26 protein-coding genes are annotated in these 25,674 nt (G+C 60.6%); 5 read left to right on the top strand and 21 right to left on the bottom strand.

The window, feature by feature from the left end; all coding sequences use genetic code 11:
* Positions 1-40: 40 nt before the first annotated feature.
* From ACP7E6_RS00195 to speB, 9 genes are all read right to left on the bottom strand, one after another.
* On the bottom strand, positions 41-823 hold the full coding sequence (locus ACP7E6_RS00195) for a carbon-nitrogen hydrolase family protein (protein ID WP_426226832.1): 783 nt from the start codon (positions 821-823) through the stop codon (positions 41-43).
* Positions 820-1,620: an ABC transporter permease gene (locus ACP7E6_RS00190; protein WP_113312632.1), complete on the bottom strand. Its 801-nt coding sequence runs from the start codon at positions 1,618-1,620 to the stop codon at positions 820-822. The genes ACP7E6_RS00195 and ACP7E6_RS00190 overlap by 4 nt, the downstream gene beginning before the upstream one ends.
* A complete protein-coding gene (locus tag ACP7E6_RS00185; RefSeq protein WP_426226829.1) occupies positions 1,617-2,471 on the bottom strand; it encodes an ABC transporter permease in 855 nt (284 codons plus the stop codon). Before ACP7E6_RS00185 ends, ACP7E6_RS00190 begins: the two co-directional genes overlap by 4 nt.
* On the bottom strand, positions 2,468-3,505 hold the full coding sequence (locus tag ACP7E6_RS00180; RefSeq protein WP_426226828.1) for an ABC transporter ATP-binding protein: 1,038 nt from the start codon (positions 3,503-3,505) through the stop codon (positions 2,468-2,470). Before ACP7E6_RS00180 ends, ACP7E6_RS00185 begins: the two co-directional genes overlap by 4 nt.
* Positions 3,506-3,716: 211 nt before the next feature.
* Positions 3,717-4,805 (bottom strand): ABC transporter substrate-binding protein, encoded by a 1,089-nt coding sequence (locus tag ACP7E6_RS00175; RefSeq protein WP_426226826.1) that lies wholly within the window; start codon positions 4,803-4,805, stop codon positions 3,717-3,719.
* A 93-nt stretch (positions 4,806-4,898) separates the two neighbouring features.
* A complete protein-coding gene (locus tag ACP7E6_RS00170) occupies positions 4,899-5,546 on the bottom strand; it encodes an amino acid ABC transporter permease (protein WP_426226824.1) in 648 nt (215 codons plus the stop codon).
* Entirely contained in the window at positions 5,543-6,211 is a 669-nt protein-coding gene (locus tag ACP7E6_RS00165) for an amino acid ABC transporter permease (protein ID WP_426226822.1), read from the bottom strand. The genes ACP7E6_RS00170 and ACP7E6_RS00165 overlap by 4 nt, the downstream gene beginning before the upstream one ends.
* 4 nt (positions 6,212-6,215) lie before the next feature.
* Positions 6,216-7,022, bottom strand: a complete 807-nt coding sequence (locus ACP7E6_RS00160; protein ID WP_426226820.1) for a transporter substrate-binding domain-containing protein — start codon at positions 7,020-7,022, stop codon at positions 6,216-6,218.
* A 242-nt stretch (positions 7,023-7,264) separates the two neighbouring features.
* Positions 7,265-8,326, bottom strand: a complete 1,062-nt coding sequence (gene speB / locus ACP7E6_RS00155; RefSeq protein ID WP_426226818.1) for an agmatinase — start codon at positions 8,324-8,326, stop codon at positions 7,265-7,267.
* A gap of 256 nt (positions 8,327-8,582) precedes the next feature.
* Between speB and ACP7E6_RS00150 the strand changes: the two genes are divergently transcribed.
* Positions 8,583-9,629 (top strand): LysR substrate-binding domain-containing protein, encoded by a 1,047-nt coding sequence (locus tag ACP7E6_RS00150; protein WP_426226817.1) that lies wholly within the window; start codon positions 8,583-8,585, stop codon positions 9,627-9,629.
* A gap of 35 nt (positions 9,630-9,664) precedes the next feature.
* Positions 9,665-10,843 carry an aminotransferase gene (locus ACP7E6_RS00145; protein ID WP_426226815.1) on the top strand — a complete coding sequence of 393 codons (1,179 nt, stop codon included), beginning with the start codon at positions 9,665-9,667 and terminating at the stop codon, positions 10,841-10,843.
* A gap of 12 nt (positions 10,844-10,855) precedes the next feature.
* Here the strand turns inward: ACP7E6_RS00145 and ACP7E6_RS00140 are convergent, their stop codons facing one another.
* The 7 genes from ACP7E6_RS00140 to ACP7E6_RS00110 all read right to left on the bottom strand — a co-directional run bounded on the left by ACP7E6_RS00140 (position 10,856) and on the right by ACP7E6_RS00110 (position 18,549).
* Positions 10,856-11,761, bottom strand: coding sequence for a DMT family transporter (locus ACP7E6_RS00140; RefSeq protein ID WP_426226814.1), 906 nt, complete (start codon positions 11,759-11,761; stop codon positions 10,856-10,858).
* Between the two features lie 349 nt (positions 11,762-12,110).
* Positions 12,111-13,544, bottom strand: a complete 1,434-nt coding sequence (locus tag ACP7E6_RS00135; protein WP_426226812.1) for an aldehyde dehydrogenase family protein — start codon at positions 13,542-13,544, stop codon at positions 12,111-12,113.
* 17 nt (positions 13,545-13,561) lie between these two features.
* On the bottom strand, positions 13,562-14,296 hold the full coding sequence (locus ACP7E6_RS00130) for an MBL fold metallo-hydrolase (protein ID WP_426226810.1): 735 nt from the start codon (positions 14,294-14,296) through the stop codon (positions 13,562-13,564).
* A gap of 150 nt (positions 14,297-14,446) precedes the next feature.
* Positions 14,447-15,538: an ABC transporter ATP-binding protein gene (locus tag ACP7E6_RS00125; RefSeq protein ID WP_426226808.1), complete on the bottom strand. Its 1,092-nt coding sequence runs from the start codon at positions 15,536-15,538 to the stop codon at positions 14,447-14,449.
* Positions 15,535-16,323 (bottom strand): ABC transporter permease, encoded by a 789-nt coding sequence (locus ACP7E6_RS00120; protein WP_426226806.1) that lies wholly within the window; start codon positions 16,321-16,323, stop codon positions 15,535-15,537. The genes ACP7E6_RS00125 and ACP7E6_RS00120 overlap by 4 nt, the downstream gene beginning before the upstream one ends.
* 1 nt (position 16,324) lies before the next feature.
* Positions 16,325-17,188 (bottom strand): ABC transporter permease, encoded by an 864-nt coding sequence (locus ACP7E6_RS00115; protein ID WP_426226804.1) that lies wholly within the window; start codon positions 17,186-17,188, stop codon positions 16,325-16,327.
* 266 nt (positions 17,189-17,454) lie between these two features.
* Complete coding sequence (locus ACP7E6_RS00110; protein ID WP_426226803.1) at positions 17,455-18,549, bottom strand: ABC transporter substrate-binding protein; 1,095 nt, start codon at positions 18,547-18,549, stop codon at positions 17,455-17,457.
* A gap of 115 nt (positions 18,550-18,664) precedes the next feature.
* Here ACP7E6_RS00110 and ACP7E6_RS00105 point away from each other — a divergent pair, with 115 nt between their 5' ends.
* Together ACP7E6_RS00105 and ACP7E6_RS00100 are read left to right on the top strand one after the other, a co-directional pair.
* Positions 18,665-19,291 (top strand): TetR/AcrR family transcriptional regulator, encoded by a 627-nt coding sequence (locus tag ACP7E6_RS00105; protein WP_426226801.1) that lies wholly within the window; start codon positions 18,665-18,667, stop codon positions 19,289-19,291.
* Positions 19,292-19,309: 18 nt separating this feature from the next.
* The gene (locus ACP7E6_RS00100) at positions 19,310-19,702 is read left to right on the top strand and encodes a YybH family protein (RefSeq protein WP_426226799.1); all 393 of its coding nucleotides are present in this window, start codon (positions 19,310-19,312) and stop codon (positions 19,700-19,702) included.
* A gap of 72 nt (positions 19,703-19,774) precedes the next feature.
* Here the strand turns inward: ACP7E6_RS00100 and ACP7E6_RS00095 are convergent, their stop codons facing one another.
* Together ACP7E6_RS00095 and ACP7E6_RS00090 are read right to left on the bottom strand one after the other, a co-directional pair.
* Positions 19,775-19,924 (bottom strand): hypothetical protein, encoded by a 150-nt coding sequence (locus ACP7E6_RS00095; protein ID WP_426226797.1) that lies wholly within the window; start codon positions 19,922-19,924, stop codon positions 19,775-19,777.
* A gap of 181 nt (positions 19,925-20,105) precedes the next feature.
* On the bottom strand, positions 20,106-21,017 hold the full coding sequence (locus tag ACP7E6_RS00090) for a transglutaminase-like domain-containing protein (protein ID WP_426226795.1): 912 nt from the start codon (positions 21,015-21,017) through the stop codon (positions 20,106-20,108).
* Positions 21,018-21,416: 399 nt separating this feature from the next.
* Here ACP7E6_RS00090 and ACP7E6_RS00085 point away from each other — a divergent pair, with 399 nt between their 5' ends.
* The gene (locus ACP7E6_RS00085; RefSeq protein ID WP_426226793.1) at positions 21,417-23,330 is read left to right on the top strand and encodes a sensor histidine kinase; all 1,914 of its coding nucleotides are present in this window, start codon (positions 21,417-21,419) and stop codon (positions 23,328-23,330) included.
* A 19-nt stretch (positions 23,331-23,349) separates the two neighbouring features.
* Here the strand turns inward: ACP7E6_RS00085 and ACP7E6_RS00080 are convergent, their stop codons facing one another.
* The 3 genes from ACP7E6_RS00080 to ACP7E6_RS00070 form a co-directional block, all read right to left on the bottom strand.
* The gene (locus ACP7E6_RS00080) at positions 23,350-23,748 is read right to left on the bottom strand and encodes a response regulator (RefSeq protein WP_426226791.1); all 399 of its coding nucleotides are present in this window, start codon (positions 23,746-23,748) and stop codon (positions 23,350-23,352) included.
* Between the two features lie 333 nt (positions 23,749-24,081).
* A complete protein-coding gene (locus ACP7E6_RS00075) occupies positions 24,082-25,350 on the bottom strand; it encodes a glycerate kinase type-2 family protein (RefSeq protein ID WP_426226790.1) in 1,269 nt (422 codons plus the stop codon).
* Positions 25,351-25,356: 6 nt separating this feature from the next.
* A complete protein-coding gene (locus ACP7E6_RS00070) occupies positions 25,357-25,671 on the bottom strand; it encodes a Dabb family protein (RefSeq protein ID WP_426226788.1) in 315 nt (104 codons plus the stop codon).
* Positions 25,672-25,674: the final 3 nt, after the last annotated feature.

Raw genomic sequence — 25,674 nt, 5'->3', positions numbered from 1 at the left:
CCCTCCAAAAAGCGAACTGCACACCGTATCGTGATGGCGCTCACGCTGGAACGTGCATGTCCGTCAGATAGGTGTTCTCGCTTCTGGAAACCTTGAAGTCGATCGGATCGATGGTAACGACCATCAAAGTTTCGCCGTGGGGAAGCGCATTGGCCAGAAGGCTGCCGTCGGGCGCTGCAATCCGCGACGACCCGGCAAAGGTAAACCGCTCGTCTGCGCCGCAATGATTGATATAGGCGACGAAAACCTGGTTTTCAAATGCACGCGTCTGGATCATGTGATCGGCAATGAAGGTTCCGGAATAGCCGGCCGGCAGCGCCGTCGGCACCAGCACGGCATCGGCACCGGCAAGCGCCAGGCGCCGGACGTTTTCCGGGAACTCGACATCGTAGCAGATCAGCATGCCGCATTTTACACCACGGTGATCGAACAAGACGGTGCCCGGTTCAGGAGCCGAAAACAGCCCCCGCTCGTAATCACCGTAAAGATTGGACTTGCGGTAAATTACGGGCGCAGCCGAACCATCCACATAAACGGCGCTGTTGAAAATGGTGCCTTCGGCCTTTTCGGCAAAGCCCGCGATAATCGCAATGCCGGTTTCAGTCGAAATACGCTGTAACTGCTTGACCAGCGGACCATCCGCAGGCTCCGCCAGTTTGCGGATGATGTTACCTGCGCCATAGCCGGTCAGCCCGAGTTCCGGCGTGATCAGCAGGGTGGCACCCTTGGATTGCGCCTCCCGCGCCGCCTGTTCGATGCGGGCGAGATTGGCGGCGGTATCGCCGCTTTCCGATTTCATCTGCAAAGCGGCGAGCGTGATCATGTGTCGTCCGATGACATGGCGCCGAGCAGTTTCGGCAGATCACCGAACCGCGCGACAAGGGAAAAGATGACCGCCGCCGTTGCGACGAACAGAATGGTCACCGACGCCATCGTCGGCGTGTAGCCGTAGCGCAGCGCGTTGAAGATCTTGATCGGCAGCGTTTCCATGGTGAAGCCGACGGTCATGTAGGCAACGATATACTCGTTGAGCGACAGCACGAAGGCAAATGCGTAACCCGAGACGATATAGGGCAGGATCAGCGGCAGGACGACGGTGCGAAAGATCGTCCGGTCATCGGCGCCCATCGTTGCCGCCGCCTCGACCAGCGAACGGTCGATCGCGGTAAAGCCGAGCGACAGGGTGACCAGCGGCAGGGTCACGAAGAAGATCGCGTGGCTGACGACGGCGGTCCACGGCTGGCCGTAAAAACCGGTCGTTGCCCAGAAGGTCAGCAAACCAAGGGCGGTGATAACGGGTGGCAGCGTGAACGGCGCAATGCCGAGAAGCTGGAAGATATTGGCCCATGGCGCAATCCGCCGCCACAGAAACCAGGCGAGCGGCAAGGCAATGGCAACGGCCAATGCGGCAGACAGGATGGCCAGTGTCAGCGAGGCAAACAACGCGTTGCGCCATTCCGGATTGAGGAAGATCTCGCCGTACCAGGAGAGCGAAAAACCCTTCGGCGGAAAAGCCAGCGTCTGCTTGGCATTCACCGAGACGCCGGCAACGACGATCATCGGTGCTGCCAGGAACAGGCCGATCAGGAAGAAATAGACTTTGCTGAGCGCGCCGGTCATGCCGTTTCTCCCTTGCGTCCGGCAAGGACGGTCAAAGCCACCAGCCCAAGCGTCACCAGCACCAGGAATACCGCCATCGCCGCTGCAAACGGCATGTTCGACTGGTAGATCGCCTGATCGGTGATCAGCACCGACAGCGTCCAGTGCTGCGGCCGGCCGAGCAGCTGCGGCAACAGATAGGAACCGAGCGCGAAGATGAACACCATGATCAGCGTTGCCGTAATGGTGTTGCGAAGGGCCGGAATGACGACCGTGAAGAACGCCTTGATCGGCGAAGCGCCGAGCGTGCGGGCCGCCTCCGTCAGCGTCGGATCAAGCCGGACCAGCGCGGGATACAACACCAGAACCGTATAGGGAAAGGCCTGATAGACCATGCCCGTCAGCACCGCGCCAAAACTCGGCAACAGCGCCTTGGCCTCGCTCATGATGCCCGCCATCACCAGAAGATTGGTAATACCGGCCGTGCGCGAAAACAGCGTCGACCAGGCAAAGCCGATGATGACTTCCGACAGCGACAGAACCGACAGCAGCGCCACCAGCCAGACGATCTGCACCTTCCGCGTCATCCGCGTCAGCAGATAGGTGAAGGGGACGGCGAGCACGATGCAGCAGATCGCCACCGTCACCGCGAGCATCAGCGAGAAGCCGAGCACGTTGGCGAAGAACAGGCTGAGGAACCGCTGGTAGTTGGCAAGCTCGAAGGCCGGCACGTAGAAACCGCCTTGCTGGCGCTGGAAGAACGAGACGGCGATCATCGTCGCGAACGGCACGACGAAGAAGACGATCAGCATCATCGCCGGGAAGAACAGCGGGCCGTAATCGCCCAGTTTTTGCGGGGCTTCGCGTCTCATTTGGCCAGCACCACGCAGACGTCTGGCAAAAGCACCACGCCGACCGGCTGGCCGACGGTGACGTCGGGCCGGGCGCGCGGTGTCGAAACCGCGACGATCTGGCGGCCGGCAATATCGACAAAGGTTTCGATCGTGCCGCCGAGATCGCGCACGAAGGTGACGGTACCGGACAGCGCGCCATTGCCGGGCGCCGTCAGATGCACGTCTTCCGGCCGGATCGACAGCGTCGCCTTGCGGGTACCGGCGCCAAGGGACACACCGGAAACCGGCTGGCCGAGCACCGTAACGTGGCCGGTGCTGTCGGCTTCGGCCTCAAGCAGATTGGTAGAACCGATGAAGTCGGCAACGAACGTATCGGCCGGGCGGCGGTAAATCTCGATCGGTGACGCTGCCTGGCGAATTTCGCCGCCTTTCATGACCACGACCGTATCGGCCATGGTCATCGCCTCGCGCTGGTCATGGGTGACGACGATGGTGGTGATGCCGAGCTGCTGCTGCAACTGGCGCAATTCCACCTGCATCGCCTCGCGCAGCTTGGCATCGAGCGCCGAGAGCGGCTCGTCGAGCAGGAACAGCTTTGGCGAGATCGCCAATGCCCGGGCGATCGCCACACGCTGGCGCTGGCCGCCGGACAGTTTCGAGACAGGCCGGTCGGTATAACCGCCAAGATGGATTATCGACAGAAGCTCGTCGACCCGCTTCTTCTGGTCTTCCTTAGGGGCGCCTCGAATGCGCAAGGGGTAGGCGATGTTTTCGCCGACTGTCAGATGCGGAAACAGCGCCAGCGACTGGAAAACCATGCCGAGATTGCGCTTGTGGGTCGGAACATGGGTGATGTCTTCGCCGTCAAGCTGGATCGTGCCACCGGTCGGCAGGTCGAGGCCGGCGATCATCCGCAAAAGCGTGGTCTTGCCGCACCCGGATGGTCCCAGCATGCAGACGAACGTGCCATGCGGCACCGTCAATTCGACATTGTTGACCGCGGTGAAAGTCCCGAATTCCTTCGTGACGTTGTTGAGGACGAGGCCTGACATGAGTTTCCCTTATTGCGTCTCAAAAAGCCCACTGAGTGGGGACCAACCCCCCTCTGTCACTTCGTGACATCTCCCCCTCAAGGGGGGAGATCATTCTTTTCCCTTGTTGCCATTGAGTAAGGGAAGCACAGTGCAAGCGGCCAATCTCCCCCCTTGAGGGGGAGATGTCGGCGTCGCCGACAGAGGGGGTAGTCCACCCTCTGAGACCAGATCAACCGACGATCAGTTCGGTCCATTTCTGATTCAGCCAATCCGACTTCGTCTGGTAGAGATCGTAGCGCGGAATGATCGGCTCGATGTCGGACGAAACGGCGGCGAATTCCGCATCCGTCAGGTCCGTCAGCTCGCGCTTGACCGTCGGCGAGGTGCCGACCTTGCGCGACAGGATCGCCTGGATCGACGGCTGGCTCATATAGTTGATGAACTCATGGGCCTCAGCGACCTTGGTCGAAGCGCGCGACAACGCCCAGCAACCACTATCCTGAATGCCGCCTTCCTTCGGGAAGGTCGAGCGGACGGGGTTGCCGTCGGCAGCGGCAAGGCCGGTGACGTCGTGATAATACTGGCCCATCGGGATTTCGCCCGACTTCAGCGCCTGCTCGAACTGGGCCTCGTCGCGATACCACAGGCGAACGTTCGGCTTGACTTCGGCCAGCTTGTCGAACGCCTTCTGGACGCCCTCTTCCGTGTCCAGCGCATTGGTGCCGCCGAAGAAAGTCTTTGCCGTCACTTCAAGCAGGAAGGAGTTGGAGACCAGCGCCAGCAGACCGAGCTTGTCGGCATTTGCCGGATCCCAGAATGCCTGCCAGGAGGTCGGCGCTTCCTTGTAGACGTCGGTATTGGTGACCAGCGTGATGTACCAGGACACAGCGCCGATACCGGCAACGCGGCCGTCCGGATACTTGTTGACGAAACGGTCGATGAGGTTGGAGCCGTTCGGGATCTTGGACATGTCGAGCGGCGCCCAGAGGTCGGTTGCCTGCCCCTTCAGCATCGCCACCTGCGACATCATCGAGACGTCGGCCGGAGCCTGGCCTGCCTTGGCGGCCTGATCGAGCTGCACCAGCCACGCCTCGCCGGTCGGCTCGGCAATCGCTTCGATGGCAATGCCGGTCGCCTTGGTGAAATCAGGAAAGATGTTCTTATCGAACGAATCCTTGAAATAACCGCCATAGACGCCGACCTTCAGCGACTTTTCCTGCGCGCGCAGGATCGACGGCATGGCCAGCATCGATGCGCCGGCAAGGCCAGCACCAAGCACGGCGCGGCGGCCGATATTATGCTTCAGAAAGTCTGTCATCGTGGTTCTCCTGTTTATGCCGGTGCCGCGTTTATGGCTCCCGGTCTGTTCCCAATTTTTAGTCCGGCTTGCAAGCCCCGGACTACGGATTGATCAGTGTTTTAGCGCGCGAAGCTCCAGCATCTTGGCGTAACGCGTCAGCGGAAAACACAGTGCGAAATAGATCAGCGCAACGAAGCCATAGACCTTGAACGGTTCGAAGGTTGCATTGTTGATCGCATTCGAAGTCCGGACCAGTTCCTCAAATCCGATGATCGATGTCAAGGCTGTGCTCTTGATCAGTTGCACCAGAAACCCGACCGTCGGCGCCCGCGTCATCGCAAAGGCCTGCGGCAGGATGATCAGCCGCAATTGCTTGAGATAATGCAAGCCCAGACTGCTGCCGGCATCCCATTGCCCAAGCGGCACGGCCTGTACGCCGCCACGCCAGATTTCCGCCAGAAAGGCGCTGGCGCAAAGCGTCAAGCCCAGCACGGCAGCCGTCCAGGGTTCGATGCGCAGACCGAGCAGCGGCAGGCCGAAAAACAGCAGGAACAGCTGCATCAAAAGCGGCGTGCCCTGAAACAGGCCGATGTAATATTCGGCGAACCGCTGTACCCAGCGCCGCTTGGAAATGCGCATGAACAGGATCAGCAGGCCGACGATGGTGCCGCCAACAAACGCGACGGCCGACAGAAGGATAGTCCAGCGCGCCGCCAGAAGCAGATTGCGGATGATGTCCCAGAGGGTGAATTCGATCACGACACGCCTCCGGAAAGGAAACGGTTGCCACTGGCGACAAGCAGACGGCGCAGGCCGATGCTCATGGCGAGATAGACCAGCGTGACGATGAAATAGGTCTCGAAGGCGCGGAACGTCCGGGCCTGCAGGAGATCGGCCTCATAGGTCAGTTCGCGCACGGCGATCTGCGAGACGACGGCCGATTCCAGCATCATGATGACGATCTGGCTGGTGAGCGCCGGGAAGATCACCTTCAGCGCCTGCGGCAGCACGATCTTGATGAACACCTGGCGCGGCCGCAAGCCGAGGGCAAGCGCTGCCTCTTTCTGTCCCTTCGGCACTGCATCGAGACCGGCACCGACGATTTCCGTCGTATAGGCGGTCATGTTCAGGGTCATCGCCAGGATGGCGGCGACGACCGGGTCGAGACGGATGCCAAGGCTTGGCAATCCGAAATAGATGAAGAACAACTGCACCAGAAACGGCGTGTTGCGGATGAGCTCAACATAGCCGGCGATGGCACGGCGCAGCCACGCATGGCGGCTACGCCGCCCGGCGGCGCCTAAAACGCTGAGCACGATGCCGGCAACAGCCGACACCGCGATCAGGAACACCGTCATGGCTGCACCGCTGGCGATCAGCGAGACCGCGTCGCTCAGCCAGCCGAACTCGAGCACATAGCCCAAAGGATCAATCCTTCAGGTTTTCAGGATTGAGCGGGACTTTCAGCCACGCTTCCGAACTTGCGTTCAGCTTGCCATCGGCCAGCATCTTGGCAACCGCGTCGTTGATCGCCGCCTTCAGCCGGTCTTCGCCCTTGTTGAGCGCCAGATGCGACGGCGACGTCAAGAGCTGGAACTTCTGTTCCGGCTTCAGGGCTTCCTGACGGGCGAGAACCTGTGCGCCCACGTCGTTGCCGACGACCATCAGTTCGGTCTGGCCGGAGATGAAGGCCTGGATCACCGAGTTGTAGTTGTCGAAACGCTTGATATCGGCATCCTTGGGGGCTGCTTCCGTCAGCGACGTGTCTTCCAGTGTGCCGCGATTGACGGCGATGCTCTTGCCGGCAAGGTCTTCCTTGCCCTTCACTTCCATGGCGGCCGGGCCGATCACCGCAATGTAGTAGGGCGCGTAGGCAGCGGCGAAATCGATCACTTCGGCCCGTTCCTTGCTGAAGCCGACGCTGACCAGCATATCGACGCGCTTTTCCGTGAGATACGGGATGCGGTTCTGACCGGTGACCGGAACCGGGACCAGCTTCACCTTGAGGGCGTCGGCAATGTACTGCGCGACGTCGATATCATAGCCCTTGAGGCTCATGTCGGCGCTGGCCGAGGAGAAGGGCGGGAAATCGGCAAAGACGCCGACATTGAGCACGCCAGCCTTGGCGATGTCGTCGATGGCATCGGCATTGGCGGCCGATGCGAAGCCGAGAACGGCGCCGCTGAGCATGAGGGCGGCGGTAAGACCGGATTTGAAGCTTGAGAGTTTGGCCATTGTATTCCCCTTGTTGATTTTGGTGTTTGCGATAGGCACGGCGGAGTATGTGGCTTTTGCTCCTCACCCCATAAGCGGGACGAAGAAAATATTGGTTGTTGCCTCTTCTCCCCGGCGGGGAGAAGTGCCGAGCGCATGCGAGGCGATGAGGGGGCCGCGCATCGAGTATCGAGCCGCCCGCCCCCTCATCCGGCCCTTCGGGCCACCTTCTCCCCGGCGGGGAGAAGGGAAGTAACCGCCCCCTAGTCCCTTGTACCGTTGACGAACGGGCTGAACACCATGAGGCTGAGGATTTCGAACAGGACCTGCGAGCCGACATGTGCCGTGTTGGTGGTCGAATCGTATTGTGGCGCGACTTCGACGACATCGCCGCCGACCAGGTTCAGGCCCTTCAAGCCACGGATCAGCTCCAGCACTTCGCGGGTGGTGAGACCACCGATTTCCGGCGTGCCGGTGCCCGGCGCAAAGCTCGGATCGACGCTGTCGATATCGAAGGAGAGATAGGTCGGGCCGTCGCCGACGATCTTCTTGGCCTTCTCGATGATGGCTGGAATGCCCATGCCGGTGACTTCCTCGGCATGAATGACGGTCATGCCGGACTCGTAGGAGAACTCCCAGAGATATTCCGAGGAGCCGCGAATGCCGATCTGGATCGTGCGGGTCGGATCGAGCACGCCGTCGAGCACGGCGTTGCGGAACGGGCCGCCATGGTGGAACTTGGTCAGATCGTAGGCGCCGCCGGTATCGCAATGGGCGTCGATATGGATCATGCCGACCGGCCGGTTCTTGCCGACGGCCTTGAGGATCGGATGGCTGATCGAATGATCGCCGCCGACCGACAACGGAACCACGCCAGCATCGACGATCTGGTTGATGCGCTTTTCGATATCGTCATGGCTGAGTTCCAGCCGGTAGCGGCTCTGGAACGGCACATCGCCGATATCGGCGACGCGCAGATCATGGACCGGAGCGCAACCCAGCACGTGATTGTACGGACCGATCCGCTCGATGGTGCGCATGGCGCGTGGCCCGAAACGCGAGCCCGGACGGTTGGTGACACCCAGATCCATCGGTATGCCGACGATGGCGACCTGCAGATTGCCGAAATCCGGCTCGTTGGCATCGACGGGCACATACGGCGCCATCAGGAATGTTGGAATGCCGGAATAAGGGGCCAGGCGCGTGCCGTTCTTGGAGAAGATCTTGTCGGCAACCTTGCGGAAGGTCGGGTCGAACATCTCGCCGCCATGGGCTTCGCCGTACTTCGCCTTCAGTTCGTTGAGCTTGCTGTCATCCCACGCCATATCCGCTTGACCTCATGTTGGCCCGGGAAGACGTGCGATTTGGGATGGTTGTCGAGCGTAAAGTGAGATGCTCTTGCCGCCAAAAGCCGGAAAACCGCCGCTGTTTGCCAGAGATGGGTACCGGATGCATGTTCCCCAGGCTTTTGCCTTTGTTGATCCTATTAGCAAACAAATTGATTGGAAAATCAATTGACATTGTTATAGCGTTTGATGTGAGAAAAACTAACATCGCTGTTGACGTCATGGAGCGCATTGCTTGTCCAGCCGCCTGCCCCCGCTGAACCCCTTGCGCGCCTTCGAGGCGACCGCACGGCGTGGTTCGGTTTCGGCCGCCGCCCGCGAACTCAACGTCACCCATGGGGCGATCAGCCATCAGATAAGAGCGCTGGAACTCTCCTTCAACGCCGCCCTGTTCGAGCGTGGCGGCAAGCGGTTGAAGCTGACCTCGCAGGGCGCCCTGCTTTTGCCCGCCGTCACCCACGCCTTCGAAGGCATTGCCGCCGCCACCGCTGCGATGACACGGCCGACCACCAGCGGCGAGTTGCGCATCGTCTGCGTGCCAGCCCTTCTGTCCTTCTGGATGATCCCGCGCCTGCACCAGTTCACTGAGCAATTTCCGGACGTTCAGCTGACGCTGATCGCCTCCAACGATGCGGCCAACCTGTTTTCCGCCGATGTCGATATCTGCCTGCTCTATGGCGACGGCAACTGGCCGGACTGCTGGGCGCGTTTGTGGAGCCGGCTTGAACTGTTTCCGGTCGTTAGCCCGACGCTGCTCAACATGCGGCCGCTACGTTCGCTGCGCGACCTGCGCGACCACGTCATCCTGCATGGCGATGACGGGCGCGAATGGAACACCTGGCTTGCCGCCGCCGACGGCATCGGCATCCAGCGCGGCCGCCAGCATTTCATGAGTGACGCCCGGCTGTCGACGGAGGCAGCCCTGCACAATCAGGGTGTGGCGCTCGGCGATACGATCACCGCCGGCAGCCTGATCGCCAAAGGCGAACTGATTGCGCCGTTCGACCTGACAGTTCCGGCCAACGATGCCTTCTACGTCGCCTGCCGCAACGAGGTCCGTGCGGCACCGATCGTCAAGGTCTTCATCGACTGGCTGTTTTCAGCCCTTGAAAACGACCCCATGCCGGAGCTACAGACCTCGGCACGCACCATCATCCGCGCCCGTACCCACAAGGTCAGCGCGCCTGAACGCCTACCCGCCAAGGACGGCTTCCAGCCCGTCTCCTCTCCCGCCCGCACCAGGCGTCCGGAGCCGGCGCCGAAACGCCGAACCAAATCGTAAGAACCGCCAAAGCCTTAGAACCACAGGACAAGCCGATGCCGCATTTCAATCCGCTGATCGCCAAGCTCTCGCCGCCGCCAGTGCCTTCAGTCCTCGCCTGGGCCAAGGCCTATGACGGATCGCGCGGACCGCTGATCGATCTCAGCCAGGCCGTGCCCGGCTATCCCGCCCATCCGGATATGCTGCAATGGCTGGGCGAGGCAGCCGCCTCCTCCGCCTTCACCGGCTATGGCGCGATCGAAGGTGAAGAGGTGTTGCGCACCGCCTATGCGGAGCATGTCTCCGGCCTCTACAGCGCCTCGGTCAACGCCGGCAACATCCACGTCACGTCCGGCTGCAACCAGGCCTTCATCTGCACGATCATGGCGATTGCCGGTGCAGGCGATACGGTGCTGATGACCAATCCGTTCTATTTCAACCAGCAGACGACGCTCGCGATGCTCGGCATCGGCATCGAGCTGGTGCCCTGCGATGCAGGCAGCGGTTTTTTGCCGGATGTCGATGCGATTGCCGCAGCGCTGAAGCCCGGCATCCGCGCTTTGGCGCTGGTCACGCCCAACAATCCGACCGGCTCCGTCTATCCGCCCGCGCTGCTGCGCCGGATCTACGATCTCTGCCGCGCCAACGGCACCTGGCTGATTCTCGACGAGACCTATCGCGACTTCCTGCCCGAAGGCAGCGGCGCGCCGCACGACCTCCTGTCCATCGAAGGGTGGCAGGACAGTCTTATCTGCCTCTACAGCTTCTCCAAATCCTTCTGCATTCCCGGCCATCGGCTTGGCGCCATCACGGCGGGAGCGGCCGTGGTCGAGCAGGTTGCCAAGATCATGGACAACCTGCAGATCTGCGCCCCGCGTTCGGCCCAGGCCGCCGTCGCCAAGGCCATTCCGGCGCTCGGTGAATGGAGAGCCGGCAACCGCGCCGAAATCGCCACCCGCGCCGATGCACTGAGGCAGGTGATGGGTAACCTGAAGGGCTGGAAACTGCAGGCCATCGGCGCCTATTTTGCCTATATCCGTCACCCCTATCCGGATATCCGCTCGGAATTCGTCGCCGAAAAGCTGGCGAAGATCGCCGGTATCGTCTGCCTGCCTGGCGATTATTTCGGCGAGGGACAGGAAGGTTATTTGCGCTTCGCCTTCGCCAATGCCGATGCACCGACGATCCTGAAGCTCGAGGAACGGCTGTCCGGCTTCAATCTGCCGGGTATCTGAGCAGCTGAAAAATCAGCCTCGGCGGGCGATCAGGATACCGGCAAGCACGATCGCCCCGCCGATGGCCTGCATCAGCCCGACCGGCTCGCTGAGCAGCAGCCAGGCGAGGATCGCCGCCACGACCGGCTGCAACAGCAGCGTCAGCGACGAAAACGCTGGCGGCAGGAAGGCCAGCGCATAGATGATCAGCCCCTGCCCGCCGGCATGGCTGATGAAGGCAAGCCCGAAAAGCATCGCCCAGCCGAACAAAGCGGCCGGCATGAAGCTGGCCTCGAAGAAGAAGGCGATCGGCAACATGCAGATCGCTGCCGATCCCGTGCTCCAGATCATGATGCGGTTGGTGGAAAAGCGGCTGCGCAACCGGCCGATCGACAGGATATAGCCGGCATAAAACACCGCAGCCAGTGCTGCAGTCGCGTCACCGGCCAGTTGGCCGTCACCAAGCGCCATCGGCCCACCCTTGAGGATCACCACGCCCCCCAGCGCTGTCGCCAGACCCGCGATGAACACGCCGCTAACACGGGCGCGGAACAAGAGCCATGAGCCGAGCGTCACGAAGATCGGCGCCAGGTTGGCAAGCAGCGTCGCGTTGGCAACCGAGGTCATGTGCAGCGCCAGATGCCACGCCGCGAGATCGACGGCAAGAAAGACACCCGGCAGCACCAGCAGACCGTAATCGGCCCATCCGGCCGGCCGCTGATCGGTGACGGTATTCGCCGTCGCCCTCGACCAGATGAGCAGCGGCAAAAGCGCCAGTGCTACGCGCCAGAACGCCGTCGCCATCGGCCCGACTTCCGACAACCGCACGAAGATGGGAGACCCACCGATCGCAGCACCACCGATCAGCAGCGCAATCAGCGCAAGACGATTGGCGGAGGAGGACCCCGATGACGTTGAGGGGAGCGCGGTATCTGACACGAATGCTATCCAATACAAACGGGCGCAACATTTGTATGCCGCGATAACGCATCGAAGGTATCAGAACGATTTGCGGGGAAACATCAACTTCCGTGCATGGAACGATCAGAAACGGTGAACTGAGGCCCAGAGATGCGGCCGTTCGATGCCCTTCAATCACGGCCTCGCCAAGCCCTCGTCTCGCCCGTGAAGCAACATTCCGGTGCGATCGGTCGAGCGTTTTTAGGCTAGCTCAACGGTTGAGAGACAACGCTACCGATGTGAGAAATATCCGTTGAATTTTCTTGCCGCCGTCAAACATCCGGCGGCAAGAATTTCGATTTATCTGGCGTACTCAGTTAAGCCTATTTCAGGCAGCATCCGGCCGGTGAACCGTCTTCACCTCGAGGAAATCCTCGAGCCCGAACATGCCGCCTTCGCGGCCGTTGCCGGATTGCTTGTAGCCGCCGAACGGGCTGCCGTAGCGATGTGGACCACCATTGATGTGGACCATGCCGGCGCGAAGACGCGAGGCCACGCGTTCGGCTCGCTTCGGATCGCCGGTCTGGACGTAAGCGGCGAGACCGTAATTGGTGTCGTTGGCAATCTCGATCGCTTCCTCTTCGGTCTCGAACGGCATGATGGCGAGCACCGGGCCAAAAACCTCTTCGCGGGCGATGCGCATGGTATTGTTGACATCGGCAAAGATCGTCGGCTTGACGAAATAACCGGTCTCAAAACCTTCCGGCTTGCCGGCACCACCGACGAGAACGCGTGCGCCCTCGGCAATACCCGCCTCGATCAGCGCCTGCACCCGGCCGAACTGCACGTCGCTGACCAACGGCCCGATATGGCTGCCTTCCTCGGCCGGATTGCCGACCTTCGCCTCCTTGCCGACGCGCGTGGCTATCTCGACGGCCTTGTCATAGACCGACTTCTGCACCAGCAGACGTGTCGGCGCATCGCAGGACTGGCCGGAATTGTTGAAGCATTCCAGCACGCTGCCGGCAACGCGGTCTTCAAGGTCGGCATCTTCGAAGACGATATTCGGCGACTTGCCGCCCAGTTCCAGCGTCACCCGCTTGACCGTTTCGGCCGCATCCTTGCTGACGGCGATGCCGGCGCGGGTCGAGCCCGTGAACGACATCATGTCGACATCCTTATGTTTGGAGAGTGCCGCACCGACATTCAGGCCGTCGCCATTGACGAGGTTGAACGCACCTGGCGGGAAGCCAGCCTCGTGCACCATTTCCGCATAAAGCATCGCGTTCAGAGGCGTGAATTCGGAGGGCTTCAGCACACAGGTAGAGCCGGTTGCAAGTGCGGGAACAACCTTCAGCGCGATCTGGTTGATCGGCCAGTTCCAGGGTGTGATGAGGCCGCAGACGCCGACCGGTTCGCGCAGCATGACGTCGCCATTCGGCAGCACTTCGCGGGTGTGCAGGCGCTTCAGCGCATCGATGAAACCCTGGAGATGGCCAACGCCGACATCGGCCTGCTGTTCGCGGCTCATCGACAGGGGTGCACCAAGCTCGAGCGTGATGGTCTGCGCCATTTCCTCGTAGCGGCGCTTGTAAATCTCAAGCAGCTTTTCCAGAAGCGCCAGACGCTCTTCCGTCGTGGTCCGGCCGTAGGTAGCGAATGCCTTTTTGGCAGCGGCAACGGCGCGGTCGATATCGCCGGCACTTCCCATGGAAATCACCGCAACCGGCTTTTCCGTTGCCGGGTTCAGGACCTCGAGATCGTTGGCAACGAGCGGGGCGACCCATTCGCCGTTGATGTAGAATTTGCGTTTGTCGAGCATGCTTCTTGTCCTTCCCGTCAGATCGTCTTCTGTTTTTCGTTGAGCCAATCGGTGATCAATTGGCGGTAGCGTTCACCGCTGAAGCTTGGAAAATGACCGCCATACACGATGCGGGCGGGGATTTTCAACAGGCGTTCCATGGAGGAGAGGTAGTCACCGGCGTTGGAATGATAGGTATCCTCGATCAGTGGGCCGTCATAGAGGATATCGCCGGAGAACAGAATTTCGGTCGCCTTCTCGTAAAGCGCAATACCGCCCGGCGAGTGGCCGGGCGTATGGATGACCTCGAACACCCGGTCTCCGAGATCGACCATGTCGCCGTCTTCGAGAATGCGCGTCGCCGGAGCCTTCTTCACCGCATAGCATTTCGAGCAATAGGGTTCTGGCGGCAGAGCGTTGAAGATATCGTCGGTGACATAGGGATCGGCAAGCGTGTTTTCCCGCGTCGGATTGGCCAGCAGGTCCGCCTCGGCCGAATGCACGGCGCGGCACTCGAACTCATGGTGACAGCCGATATGATCGAAATGCGTATGGCTGGCGACGGCGATCAGATCCCGCTCGGTGACCAGCGGCACATAGGCCCTGAGCGACACGACGCCCATGCCGCTATCGACCAGCATGTCGCGATCCCGGCCGCGCACATGCCAGATGTTGCAGCGGTAGAATTCCTGGATGAAGGGTTCGGAAATGGCCGTGACGTCGTCGTCGAGACGCCGCACCTGATACCATTTGTCCGCGCTGATCCGTTGCATTGCCAAAATCCGTTTGAGACGCCGCAGCCATTGCTGCGGTCGCAGTCAACTCCCTCCCCCTTGTCGGGAGGGTTGGAGAGGGGATTTCCTTTAAAAAAGAAAGAACCCCTCCCCGTCGCTTCGCTCCGACCCTCCCCACAAGGGGGAGGGTTAAGTACCCTCGGGCAAGGCTACGATATCGGCAAGACTGACGGCAAGGGGGACGATCTGGCCGTCAGCCACATCAGCCGATTGCGGCATATGCGCCACCACGGTCAGATCCGCCGCTGTCGAAGGTTTCAGATGGCAGCGGTAATGCGTGCCGAAAAAGGCGCTGCCGGTGATCTTGGCCTCGCCGAGCGGCACGACCGGACCTTCGGCCTCGCCTGCCTGGCGGAAATGTTCCGGGCGGATGCAGAGCGTCACGGCCCGCCCGGGCGCTGGTGCCGACGCCGTAAAGCTTGCGATCGGCAGCGTCATCGCCCCCACTGCCGTTTCGACCAGCGCTGAAGAGGCATCTACACTTTTCACCGTTCCGGGAATGAAATTGACCTCGCCCATGAACCCGGCGGAAAAGACCGAGCGCGGCCGCATGTAGATATCGGCAGGCGGACCGAAATCCTCGATCCGGCCCTGGTTCATCACCACGATCCGGTCGGCGATCGCCATCGCCTCTTCCTGGTCGTGGGTGACATGCACGAAGGTGGTACCGACCCGCTTCTGGATCGCCTTCAACTCGTCCTGCATCTGGCGGCGCAGTTTGAGATCGAGCGCGCCCAGCGGCTCGTCGAGTAACAGCACGTCGGGATCGACGGCCAGCGCCCGGGCAAGAGCGACGCGCTGGCGCTGGCCGCCGGAAAGCTCATGCGGTTTCTTGTCGGCGGACGTTTTCAGCCCGACGAGATCGAGGAATCCGACCGCCTTTTCGTCGCGCTCCGCCTTTGCCATGCCGCGCATCCTGAGCCCAAAGCCGACATTGTCGCGCAGCTTCATATGCGGAAACAGCGCGTAATCCTGAAACATCGTCGTCGTCGGGCGTTTTGCCGGCGGTACACCGGTCATGTCTTTGCCTGCGATCGTCACCTTACCCTTGGTCGGTGACTGAAAGCCGCCGAGGATGGAGAGCAACGTGGTCTTGCCGCAGCCGGATGGCCCAAGCAGCACGATGAACTCGCCGGCCCTGATATCGAGCGAGACATCGTCGAGCGCTGTAAACGAACCGAAAGTCTTGGTGGCGTTGTGAACCGAAACCGCAGCGGTCATGATTTTTTCGTCCTTCCGAACAGGGTCAGTTCCAGAACCGCCAGCACCGCGACGGAAACGAGGAAGACCAGCGAGCCGATGGCATTGGTTTTCGGGTTAAGGCCGGAGCGCAAAAGGCTCCAGATTTCAACCGGCAGCGTCACGTCGAAGCGCGACAACAGGAATGCGATGATGAACTCGTCCCAGCTGAAGGTGACCGACAGGAAGAAGGCCGCCAGGATCGACGGCAGCAGCATTGGCGCGGTCACCAGCACCATCACCTTGAAATCATTGGCACCAAGATCACGCGCGGCGCGCTCGATATTGATGTGGTGATCGCCCATCGAGGAATAGATGATGGCAAAACACAAAGGCAGGTTAATCACCACATGGCCGATACCGACGGTCCAAAGCGACAGTTTGATGCCGAACGTATTGAGCACGGTCAAAAGCCCAAGCGCGATGATCAGATAGCTCACCGTCATCGGCGCAATCAGCAGGCCGCGCTGCAGCGCCGAGCCCGGCAGCTTGTAGCGGGCCAGTGCGTAGGCTGCGAGAAAGCCGAGCAGGCAGGCAATGAGCGACGAGACGATCGCCACCAAAAAGGAATTGCCGAGCGCCGCCATCAGCTTGCGGTCGGCAAAGACCGCCTCGTACCATTGTAGTGAAAAGCCGTTGAACGGCGGCACCGGCAGGCGGCCGTCCTGGAACGAGAACAGCACCAGCACCGCGACCGGTAAAAAAATGAAGCCGTAGATCAGCCCGGCATAGGCGAAAGCGGCAATCTTCGTCAGCGTCTCGCGCATCTCATGCCCTCTCGATCTTCAGCCAGCGGGCGAAGAGTACATAGGCAACCGTCACCGCCAGCATCAGGATGATCGACAATGCCGCCGCCATCGGGAAATCCGCCCGCCGCCCAAGCTGCAGCATGATGATCTGCGGCAAGACCAGTTCGTTGTTGCCACCCAGGATCTGCGGCGTGACGTAATCGCCGATGCAGAGAACGAAGGTCAGAAACGCGCCCGTCATGATGCCGGGCAGCGTCAAAGGCAGGATGACATGCCAGAAGGTCTGCAGCGCATTCGCGCCGAGATCGGCGGCAGCACGGCGGTAGTTCGGCGACAGCTGGATCAGGTTGGCGTAGATCGTCAGCGTCAACAGCATGACGAAGAAATGCACGAAGCCGATGACGGTCGCCGTGCGGTTGCTGGCGATTTCCAGCGGCTCGCTGATCACGCCAAGCGTCATCAGCGTCTGGTTGATGACGCCGTTTCGCGACAGCACCAGCAGCCAGGAATAGGAGCGCACCACATAGGACGTCCAGAACGGCAGCACCGCCATGATCAACGCCAGCCGCTGAAAACGCTTCGGTACCCGCTCGGCGATGATCCAGGCGAGCGGATAGGCGAGAAGCACCGACAGCACCGTGACGATCAGGGTGATTTCCAGCGAGTTCACCAGTCCCTTGAACAGCGAATCCTTGGCAAAGAAGGCAATGTAATTGTCGAGATTCCAGGCCCGGACGATCTGGCCGCTCTGCCGCGACCACAGGCTCATCGCCGCCATGAACAGGAACGGCACGACGAAGAAGGCAATCGTCCACAGCAGCGCAGGAGCAACAAAACCCCAGGCCTTGCGGCGTTCGGTGTCTTCGAGGGTCAGGATGGACATAAACTGCTCCGAAATTGCCCCTCACCCTTGGCCCTGTCTCCGCAAACAGGGAAAGGGAACGACCGAGGTTGCCGCTTGGTGCGTCTGCCCGTCAAAACGGGGAGACGGTGCCTGAAGGGCGGATGAGGGTGCGTCCTGCTTGCTCGGTCGGGCTCCCTCCCCCTTGTGGGGAGGGTTGGGGAGGGGTTCTTCTTCCAAAAAATAAAGAACTCCTCCCCTCCGCTTCGCTCCGACCCTCCCCACAAGGGGGAGGGTAAAACCAGAGCCTATTGCTGCATCATGTCCGTCCAGGCGTCCTGCATCTTCTGGTCAAGCTCTGCGCTCGGGATCGGATAGAGCTGGGTCTTCTTCAGATATTCCGCCTGATCGTTCCAGCGCAGTGCTGCCTTCTGCGCATCCGTCAGGTGTTCGCCGGCCTTCATATTGGCAGGCATCGCCCAGTAGCACGACGAGGTCGCAAGCCGCGCCTGCCCTTCCGGGCTAACGATATACTGAACGAATTTCAGCGCCAGGTCCTGCTTCTTCGAGGCCTTCATGACGCCGATCGATTGCGCCCAGCGCACGGCACCCTGATCCGGCACGATCCAGTCGAGGTTCGGTTTTTCGCCCGACAGTGCCGCCGTGATCCACTCGCCGCCGCCGACCAGAATATCGGCCTCCCCGGTCGCCAGCGCCGTCTGCGAGGAAACGACGTCGCTCACCTGCTTGGAGACTTTCTTCATTTCCGACAATTTCTCGGCAATGGCCGGCATGTCCGCTTCGGAAAGCTCGGCGGTCTTCTTGCCAAGACCGAGAGCGACGAGACCAATCATCGGCAGATAGTAATCGTAGAGCGCGATGCGGCCCTTGTATTTGTCCGACCAGATGATCGACAGATCCTTCATGTCGGCCGGATCGACCTTGGTCTTGTCATAGGAAATCGTGTTGTAGCCGAACTTTTCGGTGACGGCATAGGTCTTGCCGTCCTTCATATTGTTGGCTTCCATCCGCACTTCCGGAAAGATATCGGCGGTCGGCAGCTTGTCCGCTGGAATTTCGGCCAGCAGGTCAAGGCCGACGGCGCGCTGAACATCGACGCCGTCGATGACAAGCACGTCCCAATCGCCCGGCTGCGATTGTTCAAGGATCGACAATGCCGCGCCGGTGCCCTCGTAGTCCTTGAGGTTGACCTTGACGTCATTGGCCTTTTCGAACGGCTCGACCAGCGCCGGGTCTGTATGATCGCACCAGACCAGCGCGTTCAGTTCCTCGGTCGCAAAAGCCGGCGCCGGCGCACTGACGGTGGAGACGGCAGCGAGCGAGATCGCCGCCACGGAAGAGAAAAATCGACGCGCGAAAGCGCCATTCACGGAAGTGATCATCGCGTTGCCCTCTGGTTTACAGCGCTCATTGCGGCGCCTTCACAAAAAGATTGAATGAGTTCAATTTTTAAGTCAATGTCAATTTCGAGGGCATTCAAAAAAAGGAAGATGCGGAATGGCAGGGCTTCGCGCGAAACAGAAAGCCGACCGGAACCGGCGCATCCTGCAGGCCGCCACGGACCTTTTCCGCGAAGTCGGCTATGACAGTGCCCGTATCGAGGACATTGCCGAGCGGGCGGAAGTTTCCGTCGGCACCTTCTACAATTACTATGAGAACAAGGGCGACATTCTCGTCGCCGCCGTGTCGATGGAAGTCGAGGAAGTGCTCGCCGCCGGCAAGACCATCGTCGACAATCCGCCCGATACAGTCGGCGAAGCGCTGAAGGTGCTGATCGGCCAGTATTACGACCATTCCCTCGTCTATCTCAGCAAGGAAATGTGGCGCACCGCCATGGCGATCTCGATCCAGCAGCCCGAAAGCCCGTTCAGCCGGCGCTATACCGAACTCGACGGCCGCCTCTGCGATCAGGTCTCGACCCTGATCGCCAAGCTGCAGCTCCGCGGCGGTGTGATGCCCGGCATCGACGCTGTCGGTGCGGGGCAGATGTTCTTCAACAATCTCAACATGATGTTCATTGAATTCGTCAAGGACGAGACGATGACGCTGGATCGGCTGAAGGAAATCGTCGGCCGGCAGAACCGGCCGTTGGCAACGCTGATCAGCGGTCCGAAGATACAATAACAAGCAGGATATTTTGGGATGGAACACACACACACTGCGGTCCTTGCGGCCGCCGACAGCCTCGTTGATGCCTTTTCCAAACATGACCGTGAGCGCTATTTCGCGGCGTTTTCGAAGGATGCAACCTTCATTTTCCATAATCTCGATCGCCCGCTGAGAAGCCGCACGGCCTATGAAGCGGAATGGTCACTGTGGGAGACACGCGACGGTTTCAAGGTGCTTGCCTGCCGCTCCAGCGATCGCCATCTTCAACTGCTCGGCAATGTGGCGATCTTCACGCACAGCGTTGAAACACAGGCGGAATTCGGCGGCGAGGCCGTCACAAGCCAGGAGCGGGAGACCATCGTGTTTGAAAAGCAGCAGGATGGCAACTGGTTCGCCGTTCACGAGCATCTTTCCCGCGCCTCCTGAAAAATAAAGCCCCTGCATCCGCAGGGATACAAAGGCTTTATAAAACCATTGGCAATGTGGTGACCAGAAAGCTCAGATTGCGCCGCAAACCAGCGCTGTGACGAACAGGAAGGCGGCCGCCAACGCTGTGGCCTGTGTGGCCATGGTCCAGGAAAAATGCGGCACCGAATGCGTGCCGTAGTTCACCGGGCTTTTCTGCATGACTGGCTTCGAACTTTGCATTCTGTCCTCCACTTGAGTTGCTGCAGATGGCCTGCCACCGTTATGGCTGCAGTCCCTTGTCCTTTTCTCCGCTATTTTACACCAAGTTTATAGATATTATTTTCTGCTTTTGCCGGCCTGCGTGGAAAAACCAACCTGGGGACTCATTTCCACTCGACGAAACATCCTCAACCCCTCAACGTTACCGCTCGAGTTCCCTCTGCTGGACCAGCCGGGACCAGCGCTCGCTGAACCACGGCGTCAAAAGAGAGACATCCGCCTGGCTATGCCGCTTGGGCAAACCACTGTCCGTCCCGATCGAAGTCCACACCTTGAATGTCGTCAGGTCATGCTTTCCGAATGTCTGGATCAACGGGATATCGGCAGCGTCGCGGCCCCGCGCAACTGCAATGCGACCGATACGCGGCATGTTGTGGCGCGCGTCGAACGTGTACCAGCGGTCATCCAGAAAAACTTCGAACCAGGCGTTGAAATCCATCGGTGCCGGATTGTCCGCCTCGCTGAGATCGCCCATGTAGCCGTTGACATATCGCGCCGGCATATTCATGCAGCGGCAGAGCGTCACGGCAAGGTGCGCATAGTCCCGGCATACCCCCGATCTCTCCTCATGCGCCTCCATCGCGGTGCGCAGGGTCGCCGTGTAACCATAGCTGAAGGTCAGGCGCTGATGGACATAATCGCAGATCGCCTGCACACGAGCCCAGCCCGGCTCGATCTCGCCGAACAGACGCCACGCAAGAGCGCCGAAGCGGTCGGTTTCGCAGTAACGGCTGGCGGAAAGATATGGCAGGCATTCGGGCGGCAGTTTTTCGACAGGCACCGCCTGAGCGCTGCAGCTTACCGTATCCGGGCGTCCACTGTCCTTGATGACGGCATCGTAGGTGAGGCGCAGGCCGCCGGCAGGCACAACCATCCGCATGCAGACATTGCCGAAGGGATCGGTCACTTCGCCCATTTTCACCACCGGATCTGAAATTGGACCGTGCTCGCTGACGATATCGTGGCGCCTGGCACGATCAACGGAAAGAAACGTCATCATCGGGGTCGGCTGACCGCAGTTGATGCCTATTTCGTAACCCAACCGAATGAACATGTGCCACCTCCATTACTCGGCAGGAACGGACATCCTGCGGATTTGTTCCAGTTTCCAGTTCTGGAAAACACAGCCCGACGAACCCCGGCCATAGGGGTATTTCCGTCAGGCAGGACGTATAAGAGAGCAGTCAATTCAACGGGCGGATGCAACGGCGAAAGGGTACGGGGGGCCTAACCAGGGCCTTGGCGTCACGCTGTTCGGGCATGCGCGCAACATCAATATACTAGGCGAAATTGCCACATCCAGCAACATCTCCGCAGGGGGATGAACACCATATGCGTCTGTTGTTGGCTGGCCGCCGGTAAAATAAAATAACAAGAGGCTGGATGACTTCCGGCAGCCCCTCCCTATATTCTGCCTTCCTGTTGAGCCGCATGTCATAGCATCTGAGAGCGTATGGATAGTTACTCGCCTTTGTTTTCCCGTGTGGGACGTATCCCGGCCAAACTCGCCGCCAGCGAAATGCTGGGCCGTTTCAATGGTACCAACTGGAAGACGACGGGGCTTGGCGCGGCCGAAAGCTGGCCCGATGCGCTGAAGGCTGCCTGCCGGATGATTTTGACATCGCCCATCCCTATGGCGTTGCTGGCCGGGCGCGAAGGCATCATGCTCTACAATGACGGTTATATCGCCATCGCGGGCGGGCGGCATCCGCAATGTTTCGGCGCGTCCGTCCTGTCCGCATGGCCGGAGGTTGCAGAGTTCAATACCGATATTATCGGCCGCATCTTCGAGGGGGACAGTCTTTCCTTCAAGGACCAGAACTTCACCTTCCACCGCAACGGCGTTGCCGAAAACGTCTGGCTCGATCTCGATTATAGCCCCATCCTTGGCGATGACGGCAGCACCGTCGCGGTCCTCGCCCTCGTGGTCGAGACCACCAAGCGGGTGATGGCCGAACAGGAGCTGGCCCAAAGCCGCGAACAACTCTCGCTGGCATTGGGCAGCTCCGCCATCGTCGGCACCTGGGACTGGCATGTGCCGGAGGACCGGGTTTATTCCGACGAGAAATTCGCACGCCTTTACGGTGTCGATCCGCAGGTTGCCAGCCACGGCGCGCCCATCGCTGATTTCATCAGGGCGATCCATCCCGACGATGTCCAATCGGTTGGCAGCGCCATGCAGAGCGCGATGCAAACCGGCAGCCGTTTTTCCAAGGAGTACCGCCTCGTTCAGGAGGATGGCAGCATCAATTGGGTCCTTGCCGAAGGGCAGCCGTTGATTGATCAAAATCGACAGTGCATCCGGTTCCCCGGCATATCGGTCGATATCACCGCGCAAAAGGACGCCGTCGAGGCACATGCCCGCTCGGAAATAGGCTTCCGCACACTCGCCAACGCCATGCCGCAAATGGTTTGGTCGACCCTACCGGATGGATTCCACGACTATTACAATGCCCGCTGGTACGAATTCACCGGTGTTCCGGAGGGATCGACGGACGGCGAGGGTTGGAATGGCATGTTCCACGAGGAGGATCGGGAACGCGCTTGGGCGGTATGGCGCCATTCGCTGCAGACGGGAGACGCCTATCAGGTTGAGTATCGCCTCCGCCACCATAGCGGCGTCTATCGCTGGGTGCTCGGACGTGCGCTGCCCATTCGCGATGACAACGGCGACATCATCCGCTGGTATGGTACCTGCACCGACATCCACGATGCCAAGATGGTTCAGGCCGAGCGCGAGATCGTTGCCCATGAACTCAGCCACCGGATCAAGAATATATTCTCCGTGCTCAGCGGCATCATCAGTCTGTCCGCCCGCTCGGCGCCCGAATCGCGAAATTTTGCCGATCTGCTGCGCAAGCGCATTGAAGCGATGGGACGCGCCCATGATTTCGTGCGTCCGCACAGCAGGACCTCAAGACCGGTCGATCTCGAAACCAGCATTTTCGGCCTCTCGCAGCGGCTGCTCGAACCCTTTGGCCTGGAGGAGATGGACAATCGCATCGTCTTTGCCGGCGACGATACCGTCATCGGCGACAGCGCCGCGACGCCACTGGCGCTGCTACTGCATGAGCTGGCGACGAATTCGGCCAAATATGGCGCGTTTTCGCACCCCAACGGCCGCCTGACCATTGCCGGTCATCACGATCAGGAAAACTACGTGCTCGAATGGAAGGAAAGTGGCAACCCGGCCATCGTCCACCAGCCAGAGCAGGAAGGGTTCGGGTCGCGGCTGATGAAGATCAGTGTGGAAGGCCAGCTCGGCGGGCAATTCCAGCGGACGTGGGACGAGGACGGAGTCCGCGTGCGTGTATCGGTGCCGCTGGCTTCGATTTTGCGCAGCAGCAAGCTGGCGGCGCGGCCGTAATGCCACGCTTCATGGGTGATTACTGAAAGACCCGCAAACGCGGCGGCACGTCGGCAGCCAGCGAATTGCGCTTTGCGACGGCATAGCTGACGACCTGACGAAGCTCATCTTCACCGACGGGTTTTGAAATCACACCGACAGTTCCCGGCACGCCATCGGCCAGCTGCGACGGATTTGCAGTCATGAACAGAACCGTGACGCCATGCTGTTCGGCCAGCGTGCGGCCGATTTCCGTACCCGTCGGTCCATCGCGAAGATTGAGGTCGACCAGGGCGATATCGGCAAAATGCGCAAGATTAAACGCCGACGCCTTGTCTGCCGCGATACCGATCGGGCTATGCCCAAGCTCGGCGACCAGATATTCGATTTCAGTCGCAACGAAGATTTCGTCTTCGACCACCAGGATTTTACAGCTCATTCCAACACTCTCGTCCATTATGTGCGTTCTGCGGAGTAGGGAATGTCATCTGCTATGGCCCTTGGTCCGCGCGGCTTGTCCGGCGGGCCGGACAGTCGAAGAAATATGGGACATTTTCGTCAACCAACCAGCCCCATGATCGTCGTGTATGACAAATAGTCCTGAACTCGCGGCATCCGCCGAAGTCAGGAATATCAACCCTTCGAAGCCAGCCAACGCCCCCCTGCCCCGATTGTTCCAGTCCATATGCGTAATATTTGCAATATCCACAGTTTACCGCGTAACCGGGCGGCAGATTGGCCGGATCGCCGGGGAAACCGTTTTAGCGATGCGCTAAAAAACCAGTATCGCCCGCAGATCGTTGACATTGGTGCCCGTCGGACCCGGTGCGAACAAATCGCCGCTGGCATTAAACGCGCTCCAGGCATCGTGGCGGACGAGATGATCGCGTGGATCGGCGCCGGCCGCCCGCATGCGGCTTGCGGTGGAACCATCGGCAAAGGCACCGGCATTGTCCTCTGACCCATCGATGCCGTCGGTATCGGCAGCCAGCGCGTGAATGCCCTCGACACCATCGATATCCAGCGCGAACGAGAGCAGGAACTCGCTGTTGCGGCCGCCCTTGCCATAGGTATCGCCCGAAATCGTCACCGTCGTCTCGCCACCCGAGAGAATGATGACGGGCTTTACGAATGGACGATTGCGCAGCGCCGTTTCCCGGGCGATCGCCGCGTGCATCCTGCCGATATCGCGGGCCTCCCCTTCGATCGCATCCGATAGGATCACCGCTTCGACGCCAAGTGCCCGCGCTTTGGCCGCCGCAGCCTCCAGCGAAACGCTGGCCGATGCAATAATGTGGTGCTGCTGATTGGCGAACGCAGGATGATCCGGCTTTGGTGCTGCCGAATGCTTCGATCCCAGATGCCGCATCACCGCTTCCGGCAATGTCATTCCGTAACGGCTGACGATCGCCAGAGCATCCGCAGGCGTGGAGAGATCGGCAATTGTCGGGCCGGAGGCAACGAAGGCTGGATTGTCGCCGGGCACATCGGAAACGATCAGGCTGACGACCCGCGCCGGTGCAGCCGCAAAGGCAAGCCGGCCACCCTTGATCCGCGAGACATGCTTGCGCACCACGTTCATCGCCGAGATCGGCGCGCCGGAGGCAAGCAGCGCCTTGTTGACGGCGATTTCGTCAGCCAATGTCAGGCCGTCGGGCGGCGCCGGCAATAGCGACGACCCGCCACCGGATATCAACGCCATCACCAGATCGTCCGGCGTCAGCCCCTCCACCAGCCGCAGCAATTCCGCCGATCCTGCAAGCCCTGCCTCGTCCGGCACCGGATGGGCAGACTGCAGAACGCGGATGCGTTTGCAGGCCGCGATCGGGCCATGCCGCGCCACCACGGCGCCTTCCAAAGGCCCATCCCACAGGCTTTCGAACGCCGCCGCCATCTGGCTAGCCGCCTTGCCCGCGCCGACGACGATCGTCCGGCCTTTGGGCCGCTCCGGCAAATGAGCGCGGATCGCCGCCAATGGATCGGCAGCTTCAACGGCAGCCTCAAACAGGCTCGTCAGAAAGGCGCGTGGTTCAACGACCATCAAAAATCAGCCCGCAATCTCGAAATCATAGACGAAGACCCCGTCGATGCCGCCTTCGGTCGCCGCCACGATCCGGCCACCGGCCTTTTCATGCGCGGGGTGCGCGAGATAGGCATCGCGCGCCGCCACATCGGCGAAATCGATGATGAAGCCACTGTTGTAGCCCTTGCCAAGACCCTCCGGGCTGACATTGGCACCGGCGGTGAAGGTCATAAAACCGGGAACCAGCCCCTGCAGCGCGGCGATATCGGCCAGGATGGACTGCCGCTCGGTATCGGCGACGGTTGTCTGGAAGCGGATGAAAACACAATGGCGGATCATGGC

Source organism: Pararhizobium sp. DWP3-4 (assembly GCF_049898205.1).
Classification (GTDB): domain Bacteria; phylum Pseudomonadota; class Alphaproteobacteria; order Rhizobiales; family Rhizobiaceae; genus Pararhizobium.
The sequence above is the reverse complement of the archived record's forward strand: the minus strand, read 5'-3'. Positions and strand labels throughout refer to the sequence as shown.